Raw genomic sequence first — 18,295 nt, 5'->3', positions numbered from 1 at the left:
GAGACCCCTACGACGACGGACTCACATTGCGTGTGGATAGACCGTGAGCATGTGTGCACCGAACCATGCGCTGCCCATGACCACCGGCACCATGACCGCGACGCCCACCGATGTCCGCCACCGCGCCAGCACCATCGCCACCGGGATCAACAGCACGAACGCAGGTAGCAGCAGTCGGGCCCGGCTCATCATCAGGCCGCTCGACAACACGATCGAGGCCACCACCAGCGTCCCGTAGAGCAGGACCGGCCACGGAAGTCGAGCCCAGACCGCGAGCCCCAGCATCACCAGAGTCGACAGGATGATCCACGCCGAGGCGACCGGTGCCACCTCACCGGAGTGCACGAGGGTCTCGTTCACGAACGTGAAGGTGGCGCGACCCCAATCGAACTCGGTGCCCCAGCCCTCGGTCTGGATGCGGAACCATCCCGTCGGCGACCCGGTGTGCGCCCACACGACCGCGAGATATCCCAGGTAGCCGAGCGGACTGATGACGACGGCTGTCCATGCCCGCCATCCGTCGCGCCGGGCGAGCACTGCGGCCAGCATCACGACGCCGATCAAGACGACCGCCGTCGGCCGGCTGGCCCCGGCGAGCATGGCGCACAGTCCTGCGAGCAACCATCGTCGTTCCATCACCCCGATGAGGCCCCACACGCCGAGCGTGCAGAACAGCGCCTCGGTGTAGGCCATGTTCAGCACGATCGACATCGGGGTGGCGGCGAACAAGGCGACGAGGAACAGCCCAGCGCGAGCCGGGTCGACCTTCCCGATGGGAGATCGATCCGCCATCGCGCGGGTACACCATGCGCCGAGCCGCGCGGCGCCGACCGCGGCGATGCAACCGAGCACGAGGTTCACCGTGATCGCGGCGCCGTACGGCGTGATCAACGGGAGCTTGGCGACCGCGCCGACGAGCATCGGGTAACCGGGGAAGAAGGCGTATGCGGTGTCCGGCGTGTGCAGGCCGCGCGCATCGGTCTGGGTGAACGGGACGTCGGAGTAGCCGTACTCGGCGATCGCGACCATCCACTTGCCGTCCCACAGCCAGAGCGCGTCGCCGACCGAGGTGTTGCGCAGCTGGGCGAAGCGGGCCAGGACGAGGATGCCGATCGCGCGGATCCCCAGGAACAGCAGGATCGGGATCAGCCAGGTGCGGAGGGAAGCTCCGCCCCAGGTGGGAGCCGGTGTGGGGAGGGTGGCGCCGGCCGCCCGTCGAGGGCGGCGTCGGGTGGTTCGACGTGGCACGCCGTCCTCGCGTGCGGTCGCGCCGACATCGGTTCCGGTGGCCACCTCAGCGATGGTAGGACGCCACGCGGAGTTGCGACCACCACACTCGACGACGAGTCCCAGCCGTGTCACTCGCCGTCATAGCGATTGGGGTCCGCGGCCACCCCCTAGGTGCCCCGCGGATGTGGCGATCGTCACCTGGCGGGGTGGCGCCGATTCGGGACAATGTGGGCCCGCCGGTAAGGTGAGGTCCGCAAAGGTTCGCCCCGTCGCTCATCGGAGAGCGGTTCCGAACTGGGGCGATGTACTTCCGACAACACCCGAAAGGTGGTCGACGTGGCACTCGTTGTGCAGAAGTACGGCGGATCCTCGGTCGCAACGGCCGAGCGGATTCGCCGTGTCGCCGAGCGCATCGTCGAGACCAAGAAGCAGGGCAATGACGTCGTCGTGGTCGTCTCCGCGATGGGCGACACCACCGACGAATTGCTCGATCTGGCCCAGCAGGTCAACCCGACACCCCCGGCCCGCGAGATGGACATGCTCCTCACCTCCGGTGAACGCATCTCCAATGCGCTCGTGGCGATGGCCATCAGTTCGCTCGGCGCCCACGCGCAGTCGTTCACCGGTTCTCAGGCCGGTGTCATCACGACGAGCAGCCACGGCAAGGCGAAGATCATCGACGTCACCCCGGGACGTGTTCGCAGTGCTCTCGACGAGGGCAAGATCGTGCTGGTCGCCGGCTTCCAAGGAGTCTCGCAGGACACGAAGGACATCACCACGCTCGGTCGTGGTGGATCGGACACGACGGCGGTCGCCCTCGCGGCGGCACTGAAGGCCGACGTGTGCGAGATCTACACCGATGTCGACGGCGTCTACTCCGCCGACCCTCGCATCGTCCCCGACGCCAAGCGGCTCGAGACCGTCTCCTTCGAGGAGATGCTGGAGTTGGCGGCATGCGGCGCCAAGGTCCTGATGCTGCGCTGCGTGGAGTACGCGCGCCGGTACAACGTTCCTGTTCATGTGCGCTCGTCGTACTCGACCAAACCCGGCACTCTCGTCGCCGGCTCGATGGAGGACATTCCCGTGGAAGAAGCCATTCTCACCGGCGTCGCTCATGATCGCAGCGAGGCCAAGATCACCGTCGTCGGGCTCGACGACAAGCCGGGCTACGCGGCGCGCGTCTTCCGGGCCGTCGCCGAGGCCGAGATCAACATCGACATGGTGTTGCAGAACATCTCGAAGGTGGAGACCGGCAAGACCGACATCACCTTCACCCTGCCGCGCGAGCTGGGCCCGATCGGTATGGAGAAGCTGAAGAAGCTGCAGGATGAGATCGGATTCACCGATCTGCTCTACGACGATCACATCGGCAAGGTGTCGCTCGTCGGCGCGGGTATGAAGAGTCACCCCGGCGTGACCGCGACCTTCTGTGAGGCGCTGAGCAACGCCGGCATCAACATCGAGCTGATCTCCACCTCGGAGATCCGGATCTCGGTGCTGTGCCGTGACACCGAACTCGACGACGCGGTCCGCGCGCTGCACGAGGCGTTCGACCTCGGCGGCGACGAGGAAGCCGTTGTCTACGCCGGAACGGGGCGATAGACATGGGCGTACGTATCGGAGTCGTGGGTGCGACCGGTCAGGTCGGCGGTGTCATGCGAACCCTGTTGGCGGAGCGCAAGTTCCCGGCCGACGAGGTGCGGTTCTTCGCATCGTCGCGATCGGCGGGCAAGAAGCTGCCGTGGGGCGACGGCGAGATCGTCGTCGAGGACGCTGCGACCGCGGACCCGTCGGGTCTCGACATCGCACTGTTCTCGGCCGGCGGGACGATGTCCAAGGAGCAGGCGCCGCGGTTCGCTGCCGCCGGCGTGACCGTCATCGACAATTCGTCGGCGTGGCGTAAGGATCCCGACGTCCCGCTCGTCGTCTCGGAGGTCAACGGGGAACTCGCGAAGAACCCGCCCAAGGGCATCATCGCGAACCCGAACTGCACCACGATGGCGGCCATGCCGGTGCTCAAGCCGTTGCACGATGCGGCCGGGCTGCAGCGTCTGATCGTCTCGAGCTACCAGGCCGTCTCTGGCAGCGGGCTCGCCGGTGTGGAGGAGCTCGCGACGCAGGTGCGCGCGGTCGCCGACGACGCCGAGAAGCTCGTGTACGACGGTGGCGCAGTCGATTTCCCGGCTCCCGACAAGTACGTCGCGCCGATCGCGTTCAACGTCGTCGCGCTTGCCGGATCGCTGGTCGACGACGGCTCAGGAGAGACCGACGAGGATCAGAAGCTGCGCAACGAATCCCGCAAGATCCTCGGACTCCCGGAACTGCTCGTGAGCGGAACCTGTGTGCGCGTACCGGTGTTCACCGGACACTCGCTCTCGATCAACGCGGAGTTCGAGCGCCCGATCTCGGTCGAGAAGGCGCAGGAGATCCTTTCGGCGGCAGCCGGAGTCGAGCTCGCCGACGTCCCCTCGCCGCTCGGCGCGGCGGGCGGCGACAACTCGCTGGTCGGTCGCATCCGGCAGGACGAGGGTGTTCCCGAGGGCCGCGGTCTTGCGCTGTTCGTCTCGGGGGACAACCTCCGAAAGGGTGCGGCGCTCAACACGATCCAGATTGCCGAGCTGCTGGTTTAGACTCCGTTTTCCCGCGGACGTAGCGAGCATGTGAGCGTGAGCCGAGGTCCCTGAGGAGCGAGCTTGCGAGCGTCACGAAGGGCCCCCCTTCGTGACGCTCGGCTGTCGCCTCGCTCCTCAGGGATCGGGGTGGGTCACGGCGGCCGCTGCTTCGACGATGATCGCCCGCATGGCGGCCTCCGCGGCGACGGGATCGCCCAGCCGAATGGCGCGTGCGACATCATCGTGCAGCGCAATGGCTTCCGGGTTCGGTCGGTCGGGCATCATGCCGTGATGAGTTCGGCCGGCCAGGACCTCGTGGACGACCTCGGCGAGCGCACGGAACATCTCGTTTCCGCTCGCCTCGAGAAGCGTCCGATGAAACACCTTGTCGGCCAGTAGATAAGCCTCCAGGTCGACGCTGCGACCGTGTACCGCCATGTCGGACACCGCAGCTGCCAGGATTCGACATTGATGTTCGTCGGCCCGTTCGGCGGCCAGTGCCGCGGCCACCGGTTCGAAACCGCGCCGCAGTTCGGAGAGCGTCAGCAGGAAGTCGGTGCGTTCGGCGCCGTCGAGCCGCCATCGGATGAGCCGCGGATCGAACACACTCCATCGCGTCCGCGGCTGGATGGTGATGCCGACGCGTCGGCGCGATGCAACCAATCCCATCGACTCGAGTACCCGGATGACCTCTCGGGCGACGGTGCGCGAGACCTCGTACTGCGTGCAGATGCCGTCGAGGGTGATGACGCTGCCCGTCGCCTGCTCACCGGACACGATTCCGCGGCCGATCGCCGTGAGGATCTCGTCGTGGCGGGGCCCTGCACCCGATGTGTCCTGACTCACCCAATCATCTTCCCATTGATCCGCGAATCTGCCGAATGTGAGTACTTGTGTCGTCGAGATCTTGCAAAAGTATGACTAATGAGGCAGTCTGTGTGACCAGCAGCACAACTGGGTAAGGAGCGGGTATGCAGTCACCTGTGGTCGTGATGGGTGTGTCAGGGTCGGGTAAGTCGACCGTGGGAGCGGCATTGGCTCAGCGTCTGAGGGTCCCGTTCGCGGACGCGGACGACTTCCATTCCCCCGAGAACATCGCCAAGATGTCCGCCGGGCACGCGCTCGACGACGATGACCGACGTCCGTGGCTCGAGTCGATCGGACAATGGCTCGCCGATCACGCCGAAGGTGGTGTCATGAGCTGTTCGGCGCTCAAGCGCTCGTACCGCGATCAACTCCGGTCCCACGAACCGTCGGTGTTCTTCGTCCACCTCGACGGCCCGCTCGAGGTCATCGCCCGACGACAGGCCTCGCGGCCCGGCCACTTCATGCCGGCTGCACTGCTGGAATCGCAGTTCGCCACTCTCGAACCGCTCGACGCCGACGAGCGAGGAGGCGTCGTCGACGTCGATCAGAGCGTGGACCAGATCGTCGACCGGTCGGTGTCCGCACTCGAGGACGGAGTGACCCGATGACCACGCTGCTCGCGAACCCAACACTGACCGTTCTCGCCGCCGACACCGAGTTGCCCGAACCGGTGGCGCCCGGATGGCAGCTGATCGTGGCCGCCTTGGCCGGCATTGCCGTGATCGTCGTGGCGATCACGCTCGCCAAGGTGCATCCGTTCCTCGCCCTGATCGGCGGCGCCGCGACCGTCGGCATCGTTGCGGGGGAATCGATTCCGACGCTCCTGGATTCGTTCACCGAGGGCTTCGGCACGACGGCCGCCGGCGTCGGCATCCTGATCGCGCTCGGTGCGATGTTCGCCAAGTTGCTCGCCGATTCGGGCGGCGCGGACGAGATCGTCGACACCATCGTCGGCCACGCCTCGCCGCGTATGTTGCCGTGGGCGATGGCGCTGGTCGGCGCGATCATCGGCCTGCCGATGTTCTTCGAGATCGGCCTCGTCCTGCTGATGCCGGTGATCTATCTCGTGGCACGACGGTCTGGCCTTGGACTGATCGTCATCGGCATCCCCGCGCTCGCCGGCCTGTCCGCCATGCACGGATTCGTGCCGCCCCACCCCGGCCCGCTGGTCGCCATCGACGCACTCGGCGCTGATCTCGGCACCACGCTCGCACTCGGTGTGCTCGTGGCGATCCCGACGATCGTCGTGGCCGGGCCGCTGTTCGGCACGCTGGCCGGACGGTGGGTGACCGTCCCCATCCCGGAGACCTTCGACGCCGACCCCGGCGACGGCCCGACGACCCGTCGACCGGGCTTCGGGATCACCATGTTCAGTGTCCTGCTACCCGTCGTCCTGATGCTGGGCAAGGCGCTCGCGGAGATCTTCGTCGACGACGAGAACCAGCCGGTGCGCCAGGTCCTCGACGTACTCGGCACCCCGGTCATCGCGCTTCTGATCGCCGTCGTCGTCGCGATGTTCACCCTCGGTCGAGGATCGGGGATGGACCGCGAGACGATCTCGAAGTGCACCGGTGCGGCCCTGCCGGCGATCGCCGGCATCCTGCTCATCGTCGCCGCCGGCGGCGGGTTCAAACAGGTTCTCGTCGACACCGGAATCGGCACGCTGCTCGCGGACTGGGCCAAGGACGTCAACATCTCGGTGCTGCTGCTCGCCTGGATCCTCGCCGCCCTCATCCGGTTGGCGACCGGTTCGGCGACGGTCGCGACGATCACGGCGTCGTCGCTCATGCTCGGACTGGTCGACGGACTCAGCGCCGGCGAGGTCTCGTTGGTCGTACTCGCCATCGGCGCCGGATCGGTCTTCCTCTCCCATGTCAACGACGCAGGGTTCTGGCTGGTCAAGGAGTACTTCGGCATGACGGTCGGCCAGACCTTCAAGACCTGGTCGATGATGGAGACCGTGTTGTCGGTGACCGGACTGATCGTCGTCCTGTTGCTCGGACTGGTGATCTGACCACTGAGCGAGACCCCGGTCACCCGTCCAAGTTACTGTGCGGTAGCTTACCTGACCATGAGACACATGCGGGGGATCTTCTCAACGGTCACAGGTGCGCCGAGGAGGCGTCTTCGACGGCTCGGTGCGGTCGCCATCAGTGGTCTGATCGTCGGTGCGGCGGTGTCCATGACGCCGCCGACCGCGTCGGCCGCCGGCGACTTCTACACGCCGCCGGCGCAGTTCTCCGCCGAACCCGGCGCGGTCATCCGCAGCCAGCCCAGCCCGCTGCTGCTGCAGATCCCCGGGGTCAAGAACCAGTGGCCGGGAACGGCGACGCGGATCATGTACACCTCGCGATACCAGGACGGCACGCCCGCCCCGGTGACCGGGACCGTCGTCGAACCGACCGCGTCGTGGAAGGGCAAGGGCCCGCGCCCGACCGTCGTGCTCGGGCCGGGCACCGTCGGGCAGGGTGATCAGTGCGCGGGCTCGAAGCTGATGAGCTTCCCGCTGAACATCGACCCGGCCAAGCCGAGCATCGCGGTCAACTACTCCGCGCTGGAGATGAACCTCCTGTTGCTCAACGGTGTCCGGGTCGCGATGACCGACTACATCGGGATGGGTACGCCGGGAATCCACACCTACGTCAACCGTGCGGAGTCCGGGCACGCCATGCTCGACGCCGCCCGCGCGGCCCTGCGCGTCGCCGGCGCGCCCGCGAACTCGCCTGTCGGATTCTCCGGCTATTCCCAGGGCGGAGGCGCTGCCGCCTCGGCCGCCGAACTCGCCGCGACCTACGCCCCGGACCTCAACGTCAAGGCCACCTACGCCGGCGCACCGCCCGCAGACCTCGCCAAGGTCATCGACCGCATCGACGGGACCTTCATCGTCGGCGGCATCGGTTACGCGATCAACGGGCTCACCGCCCGCTACCCGGCGCTGCGTCCGATCCTCGATCGGGAGACCACGCCGGCAGGCCGTCGGGTCCTCGCCCAGGTCGCGACCCAGTGCATCGGTGACACCGGCCTCGCCTTCGGATTTCAGCACACCACGCAATGGACGCGAAACGGTCAGCCGCTCTCCCAGGTGATCGCCCGCAACCCCGAGGCGAAAGCGGTTGTCGCCGAACAACGCATCGGCACTCTCAAGCCGAACGCCCCGGTCCTTCTCGAAGGTGGCATCAACGACGACGTCATCCCATACGGCCAGGTCGATCAGCTCTACCGCGACTGGCGCGCCCAGGGAGCCGACGTCGGCATGGTGACCAACGACATCCCGCCGATCTTCCCGGGACTCGTCGTGAATCACGCACTCCCGATGCTCACCACGCTGCTGCCTGCCACGAACTTCATCCTCGGGGAGTTCTCGCGCTGACACGAGTGGCAGCGTGACGCTCGATCCGGCTCGGCAGATGTGATGTGCTGTACGGCATGTGGGGGTCGATGATGGGCGTTCGAGCATGTCGGTGGCCGGCGATCGCGATCGCGGTCCTGCTGGGGATGGGAGTTCTCGGCGAGATCGCACAGGCTGCGCCGGCGGCCCCGGGGCCGGCGACCGGGGTGGGGCCTACCGGCACCTCTCTGATGCACGGTGACCTGTGGTCGACGGATTCGACACCGTTCCGCGGTCCCGGTCGCACGGCACGCCTGGCCGCGTCGTCCGTGCCGGGTGGCGCGTGTGCCGCGACCTTCATCGGCCGCGACGGATTACCGGTGTCGTTGTGCACGCAGTTCATCGGCACGGCGCCGGCCGCGTTCGCGGTTCCCACGGTCACGCTGTTCGACCCGGCCACGGCGGCGCCGCTGGCCCGTCTGCAGCTGACCAAGGGCGGTTTGCTCGGCGGTGTGTACGGCTACCTCGACGACCGTGACCGGGTAGTCGTCGCCGACGGTTCCGGGTCGATTCTGCGTGTGGCACATCGAAAGTCGGGTGGACAGTGGCGCATCGTCGTCGACGACCGGATCGATGTGTCGCGTCAGATACCCGACGGCGATGCGATCACCGGTCTGGCGCCCGACTTCGACGGGCGGATCTGGTTCGCGACCACGCGCGGGGTCGTCGGGACCGTCGACCGGGACAAGCGGATCCGGTCGACCCACCTGCCGCGTGGTGAGCGCCTCGGCAACGGTCTGTCCGTCCGGGCGTCAGGCGCGTCGATCCTCACCACGCACGCGCTCTACGAGATGCGGGCCGGCGCCGACGGCGTTCCCCGCGTGGTCTGGCGCCGCGCGTACGACCGCGGTCAGGCTCGCCGACCGGGCCAGTTGACCTGGGGATCGGGTACGACCCCGACCTACTTCGGGCCCGGCGGCGACGGCTGGGTCGCCATCGTCGACAACGCCGACCGCCCGCAACTCATCGTCTACGACAGCGACACCGGCTCGACGGTCTGCCGGATGCCGGCCTTCGTGCGGTCGGGTCAGGGCACTGAGAACTCGCCCATGGCGTGGGGCAACTCGCTGGTCATCCCCAGCACCTACGGCTATCAGTACCCGCCGATGGCGGTCGACGGCCCCAGCGTGCCGGGCAACGCCCCGTTCGTCGGCGGCAGCACGCGGATCGACGTCTCGGCGCAGGGTTGTCGGCGGATCTGGGAGAACGACGACCGCATCGCGACATTGCCACGACTGTCGCGCGCGGACGGTCTGATCCACGCCCTCGGTTACGGCCCGTACCGGCCGGGCGGAATCCAGCAGTTCGGACCGATCGATTACGTGGCAACGGATTTCGCCACCGGTAAGCGTGTCCGGACACTGAAGGTGGGTGAAGGTCCGGTCGACGAGCCGCTCGAACTGACCGGCACCATCGGACGCGACGGCGCGTTGTGGCAGGCGACAGTCGGCCGGATGCTGAAGATCGCGCCGTGACGATCGTTTCGCCGCGGTACTGGGCGCCATCGACGGCGATGATCTCGCCGCCTTGCACGGCGGTGCGACAATCGGTGACATGACCGAACCCGCCGACGACGCCGATCGAGTCCCCACGCAGGCCGAACTGGATGCGGAGGACCTGGCGGCCATCGCGCGAAGGTCGAAGGATCGCGACGAGGCCAACCTCTATCCGGAACGATTCGACGATCCCGGACCACCGCCGGCCGCACTCGTACTGCACGCGCGGGTGGCGTGGTGGGGAGCCGCGCTCGCGGGGCTGGTCAGCGCCGTGTACGGCTTTGTGAACCTGTCGACGATCACCGACCTGCTGCGCGCCCGGTTGCTTGAGGGTGTCGTCGACGACCCGCGCAACGCGAGCCCGGCGGATCGGGTGGATTCCCTCGCCGGGTTCTTCCCGCCGTTCATGCTGATCATGATCGTGGTGTTCCTGGTCGTCGAGTACGCGTTGCTCGCCGCCGCCGCCACCCATCACAGCCGCAACTGCCGCAACTTCTTCCTCTCCGCCGTCGTGGTGAATCTGCTCTGTATTCCGATCGGTGTCGACCTGCTCTTCGATTACCCCGAGGTGCCGTCGGCGATGGCGGTGCTCGGTTGGGTGCAGTTCGGTCTGCTGGTGGTCGCCGCCCTGATGACGTTGCGACGGTCGGTCAATCAATGGCTGCCGGTGTCCACTCGGATGCGTCCGACAATGATGCTGCGGGCGCGGTGATCTCGATACGGCGCCTCGCTTCGGATCTGGTCCCTGAGGAGCGAGCTTGCGAGCGTCACGAAGGGCCCTTCGTGACGCTCGGCTGGCGCCTCGCTCCTCAGGGACCGGGGACGCGTGGTGCCTCGCTCCTCAGGGACCGGGGTCGCGTGGCGCCTCGCTCCTGAGGGATCGGGGGTCGGCCGGCCTCACTCCAGCGCCGACAACTCCTTTGTGAAGGCTGCCTCGTCGATCCGAGTGCTCCGGCCGTCGGCGACGACGATGTCGCCGTCGACCATCACGGTCTCCACGATCGATCGTGATCCCGTGGTCAGCAGGGAGGCACCGGGATCACGGACGGGCAGTGTCGCGTAGTCGCGGTCGAACCGGATGACAGTCAGGTCCGCGCGCCCACCCACGGCGATCCCGCCGACGACTTCGGGCAGACCGAGTGTTGCATTGGCACCGCCGCACGCGATGTCGAGCATCTCGCCGTAACCCAGAAGATCGGCCCGGCGGTGGACGGCACGCTGCAGATAGGCCGCGATGCGCAGCGTCTCGAACATGTCCTGTGTGTCGTTGCTCGCCGCACCGTCGACGCCGAGTCCCACCGCGAGTCCGAGGTCGAGCATCGCCGGCACCGGTGCGATGCCGCTGCCCAAGCGCATGTTCGACAACGGGTTGTGCGACACCGCGACTCCGCGTTCGTGAAGGGTGCGCCGACCGTCGGCGTCGAGTTCCACGCAGTGGACGGCGAGAACGCGATCCCAGAGGAAGCCGTTGCGATCGAGATGCTCGACCGCGCCGATCCCGGCATGTTCGCGACACATCAGGTCGTCGGTGGGGGTCTCCAGCAAGTGGATGGAGACCGGGAGGTCGCGCTCCTGTGCGAATCCGCGGATGGTTTCCATCCCGGCGTCGGTCACCGAACGCGGATTCGGCACGGCGAGAGCGATACCGACGCGCGTCCCGTCGGCGTGCTGCCGCAGACGATCGACATGATCGAGGACGTCACCCAGCGGCTGCATGAGTCTGGGCTCGAATCCCCACTTCCGCGACGCGTCCGGTCGATCGGCCACACCGCGTCCGAGGATCGCGCGAATCCCGGTGTCCCGCAATGCCTGTATGACCGCGTCGTGGACGTCGTCCGACGGGTGTGGCCACATGTGTTCGACGACGGTCGTCGTCCCGGACCGCAGCGCCTCCAGGCAGGCCGATACTGCTGCGAGGTAGGCCCGTTCGGGGGTGATGGCCACGGATTGCTCGCCGACGGCGAGCAGCCACTCGAGCAACGGCGTGCATTCGGCGATGCCGCGCATCAGCGACTGCTGGAGATGGGTATGGGTGTTCACGAACCCCGGGATGACGAATCCGCCTGCGGCGTCGGACGGATGGGCGGTGTCCTCGATCGAGGCGATCGCACCATCGACGACCCGGACGTCCTGGTGGGCCCGCCAGTGACCGCCGGTGTAGACGGTGACGTCGGTCAGGGTCGTCGGCGGAATCGTCGATGTGGGGTGGTCAGTTCTCATGTCGTCGGATGCATTGTCGCCGGGGCGTTTTGGGAGCGTCATGGCACTACTTCGCGAAGTTGGCCGCGATGCGCTGCGCGATGTAGTCGGCAGCGGTGATCGGGGGATACGTGCCGCCGGCGCTCTCGATGGTCACGTCCATGTCGGCCTGGGCGAAATACGCGATGGTGTAGCGCGGGCCGCTGTACTCGCCGCGGCGTGGCGCGCGGACGCGGTGGAAGTTCGACGGCAGCCGGTCGTCCGACCATCGCATCAGCATGTCGCCGATGTTGCAGGTGATGGCGTCGTCGGACGGCTCGATCGGCGTCCACGCCTCGCTGTGGGCCTCCGCGCCCGGCAGGACCTGCAGGCCGCCCTGTCCCGATCGCTGGAACAGGAGGGTGAGGACATCGAAGTCGGTGTGCGCGCCCGCGCGCCAGACGTTGTCCTCGTCGAGGAGGTCGTCGGGGAAGGCGTAGTAGTGCAGGAGGCGGAGCGTGCTCTGGTAGGCCGCCGACGCCGGGTCGTGGGCGCGGGTGAAGAAGTCGCGGTCGAGCCCGAGTCGCTCGGCGAAGCAGCTGAGCAGATCCATCGCGAGTCGATGGCATCGGGACTCGAAATCCTCGATGGTGGAACGAAATCCGGCCAGTTCGTCCTCGCTGGGCCACAGACCTTCCATGCGTGGCCGGGTGAACTGGTAGGACTCCTTCTGATCGGGTGTGCCGACCGACGGACGGACCTGCGTCATGTACTCCCAACCCGCGTTCTGCCCCTTCTTCAACGGATACTGTTCCTTCACCCGACGGGGGAGGGCGAAGAACCGCGCCGACATCTCGAAGGCGTGATCGACAGCCGCCAGATCGATCCCGTGGTCGACGACCTGAAAGAATCCGATATCGGTTGCTGCGGACCAGAGTTCCTCAGTGACCTGCGGGCGGCGGTCATCCAGATCGGCGAGGCTGATCCGTCGGACCTCGCGCTCGGTGGTCTCGGTGCCGAGGCCACCCATCACGGCCTCACGGTCGAGTTCGGTCATGGCGTGGGCGCGGTCGACGGAAATGGCGTCAGACATGTGATCTCTCCTGGTGATGAGATCGCATGCGCTTTTCGACGCGACGCCGGGAGAGCGGTCATCGCGGACGCGAACAGACGGACTCTTGCCGACTGCTACACACGAACTCGTGGTCTCGAGGATAAGGGAGCCTCGTGACCGGCGCGACCCGAACGCTGGTAAGGCCAGGGTTGCCTCATTTTCTGGAATTTATCCAAAAACTGGAACTACTCCAGAAACGTCGGTAGGATTGGTTTCATGCAGGATCACGACAGGTTTCATCGACAGCTCCGAGAGGCGGGCATGCGCGTCACCGCCCCGCGTCTCGCGGTGCTCGAGATCCTGCACGCACATCCGCACTCGACCGCGGATGTGGTCGCCGCGGGGGTTCGGACGCGTCTGGGCGGTGTGTCCACCCAGACGGTCTACGACGTTCTGCGGGCCTGCTCGGAGCGGGGATTGTTGCGTCGGATCGAGCCTGCGGGTTCGCCGGTGCGGTACGAGACCCGAACCGGCGACAATCACCATCACCTCATCTGCCGAACGTGTGGCGAGATCGTCGACATCGACTGTGTCGTCGGTGAAGCGCCCTGCGTCGTTCCCGATCGCGATCACGGTTACCGGATCGACGAGGCTGAGGTGACCTTCTGGGGTGAGTGTCCGTCATGTCTGCGAAAAGCAAAGGCAGACAAGTGAACAGGATGCTGGACGCGAATCCGGACGCGGCTCGGGTGTCGAACGTGACTACGCGGCACCATGATCGGAGAAAGGGCATCCTGGGCGACGACCGTCACAACCGAATCGGAAATGGTCGCCGGTCAGGATTTGTTGAACCAGGCGAGAGTTCGCCGACAACCAGAACACCACCACTGAACGTCGAGGAGTGAACGATGGCAATCGATCCCGCATACACGATCTCGTCCAAGGCATCCGGCGGAGGGCGCGACGGGCAAGTCGTCTCCGACTCAGGTCAGATCGATCTCGACCTGCGCCCGCCCAAGGAGATGGGCGGCAGCGGTGAAGGCAGCAACCCTGAGGAGCTCTTCTCCGCGGGCTACGCAGCCTGCTTCCTGGGAGCGTTGCGCGCCACATCCAAGCAGGCCGGTTCGCCGGTTCCCGACGACTCCACCGTCACCGTGACCATCGGCATCGGCAAGGACGACGCCGACGGCGGGTTCGCCCTCGTCGCCACCATCGAGTCCTACATCCCCGGAGTCGACGAGACCACGGCGAAGCAGCTTGCCGAGAAGGCCCACGAGTTCTGCCCGTACTCCAAGGCCACCAAGGGAAACATCCAACACACCATCGCCGTCCGGGTCTGACCGGACACGGTTCGCGCACAGCCCGCGCAGAAAGGAGTGGCGTCATGGCCACCAACACCCCCATCACCAGCACCCTCACCGAGGAGCAGAAGGCCGTCACCGGACAGGCGCTTCAGGACACCCTGGTCGACCTGATCGACCTGAGCCTCATCGCCAAGCAGGCGCATTGGAACGTCGTCGGACGTCAGTTCCGTTCAGTTCACCTCGAACTCGACGAGCTCGTGGCGGTCAGCCGTGAGTTCACCGATGCGGCCGCCGAGCGCGCGACCGCGATCGGGGTCAGCCCGGACGGGCGGGCCGAGACCGTCGCGAAGACCGCGCACACCAAGGGCTTCGGCGAAGGCTGGACCGACGACGCCGACGTGGTCACGTCGATCGTGGAGAACCTGAAGGCCGTCATCGCCGGTCTGCGCGAGCGGATCGAGACCACCGAGAAGGCCGACCCCGTCACGCAGGATCTGCTGATCGGATTCGCCTCCAAGCTCGAGCAGCTCCACTGGATGTGGCAGGCGCAGGTCGCCTGACCGTCCATGACATGAGTTCGCGACCGCCGGCCCCGGTCGCACCGGCCGACAGCCCCGGCCACCGACACGCGCCGCCCGACCTCGCACCATCGTGCGGGATTCGGGCGGCGCGTGTTCGTCGTTGTCGGGTTCGTCGGGAGCTGATCCGGCATGTGACCGGGCGCACTCCGGCACGATCGCCGGATGTAGCGTGTCAGCGTGGACAGTTGGGGAGCAAGTGTGGGGTTGGGACTTCTCGCGGCGGCCATCGGCGTCATCGCGTTCGTGCGGTACCGCGAGCGGGAGACCGCATCGTTGCAGCGCGACGTGACCGTGGCCCGTGAACTCCGCGAGCTCGCGGCAGGTGACGACGTCCGGATCGCCGCGGTCGACGAATTCGAACTGGTCATCTATCAGCGACTCTTCTACGCCTCCGTCGTCGGGCCACGGGTCCGCAGCGCCGCCTGGTCGTTGCTGGGCGCCACGCTGGCTCTGACGGCGGCACTCGTGACAGCCGACGTGGGCGGGATCCTCGGCACGGTGGTGCACATCGTGGCGGTCGTCGTCGGCGCGGTCTTCGGTGTGTCGACTCTGTTCTTCACCGGTCTCGCGGTCTTCCACTCCGCCACCACTCCGCGGGTGTCGTTCGCGGAGTCGTACGGGGCAGAGGCCGACTGAGTGGTCGCGACGGTGTGATCTCGATACGCGGCCTCGGCTGGCGCCTCGGTCGCTACTCGATCAGCAGTGGGGGACGGTCGTTACACACGCTGATCGAGTGCCCGCACGAGCGGAGCGAGTCCGGGTGTATCGAGATCGGGCCCACTATCGCGCAAACTATCGCGCGAACCGGCGACGGTAGATGGTGGGCGATACGCCGACGGTCGCGTTGAAGTGATGGCGCAGCAGGGTGGCGGAGGCGAAGCCCACCTTCCCGGCGACGTCGTCGACCGGTAGATCGGTCGACTCGAGCAGTCGACGCGCATGCAGCACCCGCTGCTCGGTGAGCCACTTGTGCGGTGAGACACCCACCTCGTCGACGAACCGCCGGGCGAAGGTGCGCGTCGACATGTGCATGCGACCGGCAAGCGCGTCCACCGAGATGTCGGTGTCGAGATTGCCGATCATCCATTCGAGGACGCCGGCGAATCCGTCGGAATCGCAGTCGGGGATCGGCGCCTCGACGAACTGTCGCTGACCACCGTCCCGGTGGGGAGGCACCACCATGCGGCGTGCGATCCGGTTGGCGACCTCGGGCCCGAACTCCTCGCGCACGAGGTGGAGAGCGGCATCGATCCCGGCCGCGGTTCCGGCGCTGGTCGTGATCGGACCGTCGTCGACGAACAGGACGTCGGTGTCGACAATCGCGTCGGGATACATCCGCGCGAGTTTCGCACCGTACCGCCAGTGGGTCGTGCACCGACGACCGTCCAGCAGTCCGGCCGCCGCGGCCGCGAACGCACCCGAGCAGACGGTGAGCACCCGTCCGCCGTTGTCGACGACGGCGCGCAGCGCGTCGAGGACTTCGGGCGGGAAGTCCGGATCGGTGCGGCCACCGGGGATGGCCACCAGATCGGCGTCGACGCATTCCTCCAGCGAGTGCGGTGGGACGACAACCGCACCGTGGCCGATGTCGAGTGGTACGCCCGGCTCCGGCGACCCGATGACGAAGTCGAATGCCGGAACTCCGTCGTCGGTGCGGTCCAGGCCGAACACCTCGTTGATCACGCCGAACTCGAACAGGGCAACCGGTTGGTAGAGCAATACGGCGACCTTGTGCAGCATGAAACCCAGTATGGCAGAAAATTTGCGAACAATGTCATTAGCGCCACTGGTGGCCGGATATTGACGGAGAAATAATTTCTGTCATGAACACCATCGTCCTCGTCACCCTGCTCGTCGCATTCGTCCTGCCGGCCGCCGTCATCGTCTACCGCTCCGACCGGCGCACCTCCCACATCTCGCGCGTGCCCTTCGGTTTCGGTGCCGACGCCGACCGCATCCACGATGAGCTGGTCGTGCTCAATCTCCGGCGCCGCGATTGCGCGTGACGTCCGATGTGTCGGTCTTGCACCGACATTCGTGGCTGTTAGGTTGGGCCCCGACCGGCAGAGGAGTCGTTGTGCACACATCGGTTGTGCACCAAGGGGGCAACCGTTCGAATCTCGCGTAAGCGCGTCTGGTCGGCGCTGGCCGTGCTCGTCGCGGTGGTCGCCGTCATCACCGCGGCCTCTTTCGTGGTCCGGACGTCGAGCCCCGGCTCGGCCGCCCAGCTCCGCGAGGGCAGCACAGCCGTGGTCGACGGACCGGAGCGCGCCGACGGTGTGCTCGTGAGCCGCACACTGTTCGGACGGTCCGACGAGGCGATCGTCGTCACGCCCGGGGCCGACGCCCAGAGCTGGGACCGGGCACGCGCACTCGCGGAGGAACATCAGACCCCCGTCTTCGCGCTCGACGACGCAGACCGCGCCGAGGTCGCCGAGGAGATGGGTCGGCTGGGCGTGTCCACCATCTACGTTGTCGGCGACACCTCGGCGGCCGGCGGACTCGGCGACGCCCGGACCACCCCGGACACCAGGGCGATGTCGGGGCAGCGCGCACCGCAAACAGGTTCGTCCATCGCCTACCTGTCGGAGGCCGCCCGCCCCGACGCCGAGGCCACCGCCCACGCAGCCGGGGCACGGGTGGTTCGCGTGCCGGCCGACGACCCGCGGGGGACCGGCGAGTCGGTGCGCGTCCTGCGCGAGCAACCGACCGCGGCCGTGCGGGCGTTCGGCAGCGGGTTCGGGAGCAGCGACGAGTTCGCGGACCGGGTGCACACCGCCCGGACGCAGCCCGAACTGCCCGGCGGTGGTCAGGTCGTCTTCCCCGGTCGCCAGATCGTCGCCCTCTACGGATCGCCGGGGTCGCCGACGCTGGGACCGCTCGGCGCGCAGGACATCCCGGCCTCGATCGATCGCGTCAAGAAACTCGCCGCGGAGTATCAGCCGTACAGCCGGGTCCCCGTCGTGCCGGCGTTCGAGATCATCGTGACGGTCGCGTCGTCGGAACCCGGCCCAGACAACAGCTACTCGAGCATGGTCGATCCCGCCCGAATCCGACCCTGGGTCGACGCCGCGCGCGCCGCGGGCGTCTACGTCACCCTCGACCTGCAGCCGGGACGAACCGACTTCCTGACCCAGGCTCGCCGCTACGCCGACCTGCTCGCCCAGCCGCACGTCGGCCTCGCCCTCGATCCGGAGTGGCGGCTGAAGCCGGATCAGGTGCATCTCACCCAGATCGGGTCGGTGTCGGCCGACGAGGTCAACCGCACCTCGCAATGGCTGGCCGGATTCACCGCCGAGCGCGGGCTTCCGCAGAAGGTGTTCGTCCTGCACGAGTTCGACAGCGCGATGCTCGCGAACCGGGAGCGGATCGACACGAGTCATCCCGAGCTGCAGGTGCTCATCCATGCAGACGGGCACGGTGAACCACCCGTCAAGATGGGGACGTGGCAGCGGCTGGTCACCGATTTGCCCCCGAACGTCTGGATGGGGTGGAAGAATTTCTACACCGAAGACCATCCGACGTTCACTCCCTCGCAGACCCTGCAGGTCCGCCCCCACCCGGTGTTCGTCTCGTACCAATAGG

At 67.1% G+C, this 18,295-nt stretch carries 18 protein-coding genes; 13 read left to right on the top strand and 5 right to left on the bottom strand.

Going from position 1 to position 18,295, the window contains the following annotated elements; translation table 11 throughout:
* Positions 1 to 21 precede the first annotated feature (21 nt).
* Positions 22 to 1,149: a hypothetical protein gene (locus EEB19_RS16300; protein ID WP_262365717.1), complete on the bottom strand. Its 1,128-nt coding sequence runs from the start codon at positions 1,147 to 1,149 to the stop codon at positions 22 to 24.
* A gap of 417 nt (positions 1,150 to 1,566) precedes the next feature.
* Here EEB19_RS16300 and EEB19_RS16295 point away from each other — a divergent pair, with 417 nt between their 5' ends.
* The gene (locus tag EEB19_RS16295; RefSeq protein ID WP_187588111.1) at positions 1,567 to 2,832 is read left to right on the top strand and encodes an aspartate kinase; all 1,266 of its coding nucleotides are present in this window, start codon (positions 1,567 to 1,569) and stop codon (positions 2,830 to 2,832) included.
* A 2-nt stretch (positions 2,833 to 2,834) separates the two neighbouring features.
* Positions 2,835 to 3,860 carry an aspartate-semialdehyde dehydrogenase gene (locus EEB19_RS16290; RefSeq protein WP_187588109.1) on the top strand — a complete coding sequence of 342 codons (1,026 nt, stop codon included), beginning with the start codon at positions 2,835 to 2,837 and terminating at the stop codon, positions 3,858 to 3,860.
* A 117-nt stretch (positions 3,861 to 3,977) separates the two neighbouring features.
* Here the strand turns inward: EEB19_RS16290 and EEB19_RS16285 are convergent, their stop codons facing one another.
* Positions 3,978 to 4,688: a FadR/GntR family transcriptional regulator gene (locus EEB19_RS16285; RefSeq protein WP_187588107.1), complete on the bottom strand. Its 711-nt coding sequence runs from the start codon at positions 4,686 to 4,688 to the stop codon at positions 3,978 to 3,980.
* Positions 4,689 to 4,813: 125 nt separating this feature from the next.
* Here EEB19_RS16285 and EEB19_RS16280 point away from each other — a divergent pair, with 125 nt between their 5' ends.
* From EEB19_RS16280 to EEB19_RS16260, 5 genes are all read left to right on the top strand, one after another.
* Positions 4,814 to 5,317 carry a gluconokinase gene (locus EEB19_RS16280; protein WP_187588105.1) on the top strand — a complete coding sequence of 168 codons (504 nt, stop codon included), beginning with the start codon at positions 4,814 to 4,816 and terminating at the stop codon, positions 5,315 to 5,317.
* Positions 5,314 to 6,723, top strand: coding sequence for a GntP family permease (locus tag EEB19_RS16275; RefSeq protein WP_187588103.1), 1,410 nt, complete (start codon positions 5,314 to 5,316; stop codon positions 6,721 to 6,723). Before EEB19_RS16280 ends, EEB19_RS16275 begins: the two co-directional genes overlap by 4 nt.
* Positions 6,724 to 6,891: 168 nt before the next feature.
* The gene (locus tag EEB19_RS16270) at positions 6,892 to 8,079 is read left to right on the top strand and encodes a lipase family protein (RefSeq protein WP_262365716.1); all 1,188 of its coding nucleotides are present in this window, start codon (positions 6,892 to 6,894) and stop codon (positions 8,077 to 8,079) included.
* Between the two features lie 125 nt (positions 8,080 to 8,204).
* Positions 8,205 to 9,572 (top strand): hypothetical protein, encoded by a 1,368-nt coding sequence (locus tag EEB19_RS16265; RefSeq protein WP_262365715.1) that lies wholly within the window; start codon positions 8,205 to 8,207, stop codon positions 9,570 to 9,572.
* Positions 9,573 to 9,651: 79 nt separating this feature from the next.
* Positions 9,652 to 10,305, top strand: a complete 654-nt coding sequence (locus EEB19_RS16260) for a hypothetical protein (RefSeq protein WP_187588098.1) — start codon at positions 9,652 to 9,654, stop codon at positions 10,303 to 10,305.
* A gap of 185 nt (positions 10,306 to 10,490) precedes the next feature.
* Here EEB19_RS16260 and EEB19_RS16255 read toward each other — a convergent pair whose 3' ends face one another.
* Both EEB19_RS16255 and EEB19_RS16250 read right to left on the bottom strand, forming a co-directional pair.
* Positions 10,491 to 11,813 carry an amidohydrolase family protein gene (locus EEB19_RS16255; RefSeq protein ID WP_187588096.1) on the bottom strand — a complete coding sequence of 441 codons (1,323 nt, stop codon included), beginning with the start codon at positions 11,811 to 11,813 and terminating at the stop codon, positions 10,491 to 10,493.
* A 46-nt stretch (positions 11,814 to 11,859) separates the two neighbouring features.
* A complete protein-coding gene (locus EEB19_RS16250; RefSeq protein WP_187588094.1) occupies positions 11,860 to 12,864 on the bottom strand; it encodes an isopenicillin N synthase family oxygenase in 1,005 nt (334 codons plus the stop codon).
* A 237-nt stretch (positions 12,865 to 13,101) separates the two neighbouring features.
* Between EEB19_RS16250 and EEB19_RS16245 the strand changes: the two genes are divergently transcribed.
* From EEB19_RS16245 to EEB19_RS16230, 4 genes are all read left to right on the top strand, one after another.
* The gene (locus EEB19_RS16245) at positions 13,102 to 13,539 is read left to right on the top strand and encodes a Fur family transcriptional regulator (protein WP_187588092.1); all 438 of its coding nucleotides are present in this window, start codon (positions 13,102 to 13,104) and stop codon (positions 13,537 to 13,539) included.
* 194 nt (positions 13,540 to 13,733) lie between these two features.
* Positions 13,734 to 14,165 (top strand): organic hydroperoxide resistance protein, encoded by a 432-nt coding sequence (locus EEB19_RS16240; protein WP_187588090.1) that lies wholly within the window; start codon positions 13,734 to 13,736, stop codon positions 14,163 to 14,165.
* Between the two features lie 44 nt (positions 14,166 to 14,209).
* Positions 14,210 to 14,689: a Dps family protein gene (locus EEB19_RS16235; RefSeq protein WP_187588088.1), complete on the top strand. Its 480-nt coding sequence runs from the start codon at positions 14,210 to 14,212 to the stop codon at positions 14,687 to 14,689.
* A gap of 198 nt (positions 14,690 to 14,887) precedes the next feature.
* The gene (locus EEB19_RS16230; protein ID WP_187588086.1) at positions 14,888 to 15,346 is read left to right on the top strand and encodes a hypothetical protein; all 459 of its coding nucleotides are present in this window, start codon (positions 14,888 to 14,890) and stop codon (positions 15,344 to 15,346) included.
* 156 nt (positions 15,347 to 15,502) lie between these two features.
* Here EEB19_RS16230 and EEB19_RS16225 read toward each other — a convergent pair whose 3' ends face one another.
* Positions 15,503 to 16,450 (bottom strand): GlxA family transcriptional regulator, encoded by a 948-nt coding sequence (locus tag EEB19_RS16225; protein WP_187588084.1) that lies wholly within the window; start codon positions 16,448 to 16,450, stop codon positions 15,503 to 15,505.
* Between the two features lie 83 nt (positions 16,451 to 16,533).
* Between EEB19_RS16225 and EEB19_RS16220 the strand changes: the two genes are divergently transcribed.
* Positions 16,534 to 16,716, top strand: coding sequence for a hypothetical protein (locus EEB19_RS16220; protein ID WP_262365710.1), 183 nt, complete (start codon positions 16,534 to 16,536; stop codon positions 16,714 to 16,716).
* A 69-nt stretch (positions 16,717 to 16,785) separates the two neighbouring features.
* Entirely contained in the window at positions 16,786 to 18,294 is a 1,509-nt protein-coding gene (locus EEB19_RS16215; RefSeq protein ID WP_262365709.1) for a hypothetical protein, read from the top strand.
* Position 18,295 lies beyond the last annotated feature (1 nt).

Source organism: Gordonia sp. OPL2, from assembly GCF_003797825.1.
In the GTDB taxonomy this organism is placed as follows: Bacteria; Actinomycetota; Actinomycetes; order Mycobacteriales; family Mycobacteriaceae; genus Gordonia.
The sequence above is the reverse complement of the archived record's forward strand: the minus strand, read 5'-3'. Positions and strand labels throughout refer to the sequence as shown.

Coding starts and splice junctions, on each gene's coding strand:
- EEB19_RS16235 (WP_187588088.1), top strand. CDS start 14,210: ATGGCCACCAACACCCCCATCACCAGCACCCTCACCGAGGAGCAGAAG.
- EEB19_RS16280 (WP_187588105.1), top strand. CDS start 4,814: ATGCAGTCACCTGTGGTCGTGATGGGTGTGTCAGGGTCGGGTAAGTCG.
- EEB19_RS16290 (WP_187588109.1), top strand. CDS start 2,835: ATGGGCGTACGTATCGGAGTCGTGGGTGCGACCGGTCAGGTCGGCGGT.
- EEB19_RS16255 (WP_187588096.1), bottom strand. CDS start 11,813: ATGAGAACTGACCACCCCACATCGACGATTCCGCCGACGACCCTGACC.
- EEB19_RS16220 (WP_262365710.1), top strand. CDS start 16,534: ATGAACACCATCGTCCTCGTCACCCTGCTCGTCGCATTCGTCCTGCCG.
- EEB19_RS16260 (WP_187588098.1), top strand. CDS start 9,652: ATGACCGAACCCGCCGACGACGCCGATCGAGTCCCCACGCAGGCCGAA.
- EEB19_RS16275 (WP_187588103.1), top strand. CDS start 5,314: ATGACCACGCTGCTCGCGAACCCAACACTGACCGTTCTCGCCGCCGAC.
- EEB19_RS16240 (WP_187588090.1), top strand. CDS start 13,734: ATGGCAATCGATCCCGCATACACGATCTCGTCCAAGGCATCCGGCGGA.
- EEB19_RS16225 (WP_187588084.1), bottom strand. CDS start 16,450: ATGCTGCACAAGGTCGCCGTATTGCTCTACCAACCGGTTGCCCTGTTC.
- EEB19_RS16265 (WP_262365715.1), top strand. CDS start 8,205: ATGGGAGTTCTCGGCGAGATCGCACAGGCTGCGCCGGCGGCCCCGGGG.
- EEB19_RS16250 (WP_187588094.1), bottom strand. CDS start 12,864: ATGTCTGACGCCATTTCCGTCGACCGCGCCCACGCCATGACCGAACTC.
- EEB19_RS16270 (WP_262365716.1), top strand. CDS start 6,892: ATGACGCCGCCGACCGCGTCGGCCGCCGGCGACTTCTACACGCCGCCG.
- EEB19_RS16245 (WP_187588092.1), top strand. CDS start 13,102: ATGCAGGATCACGACAGGTTTCATCGACAGCTCCGAGAGGCGGGCATG.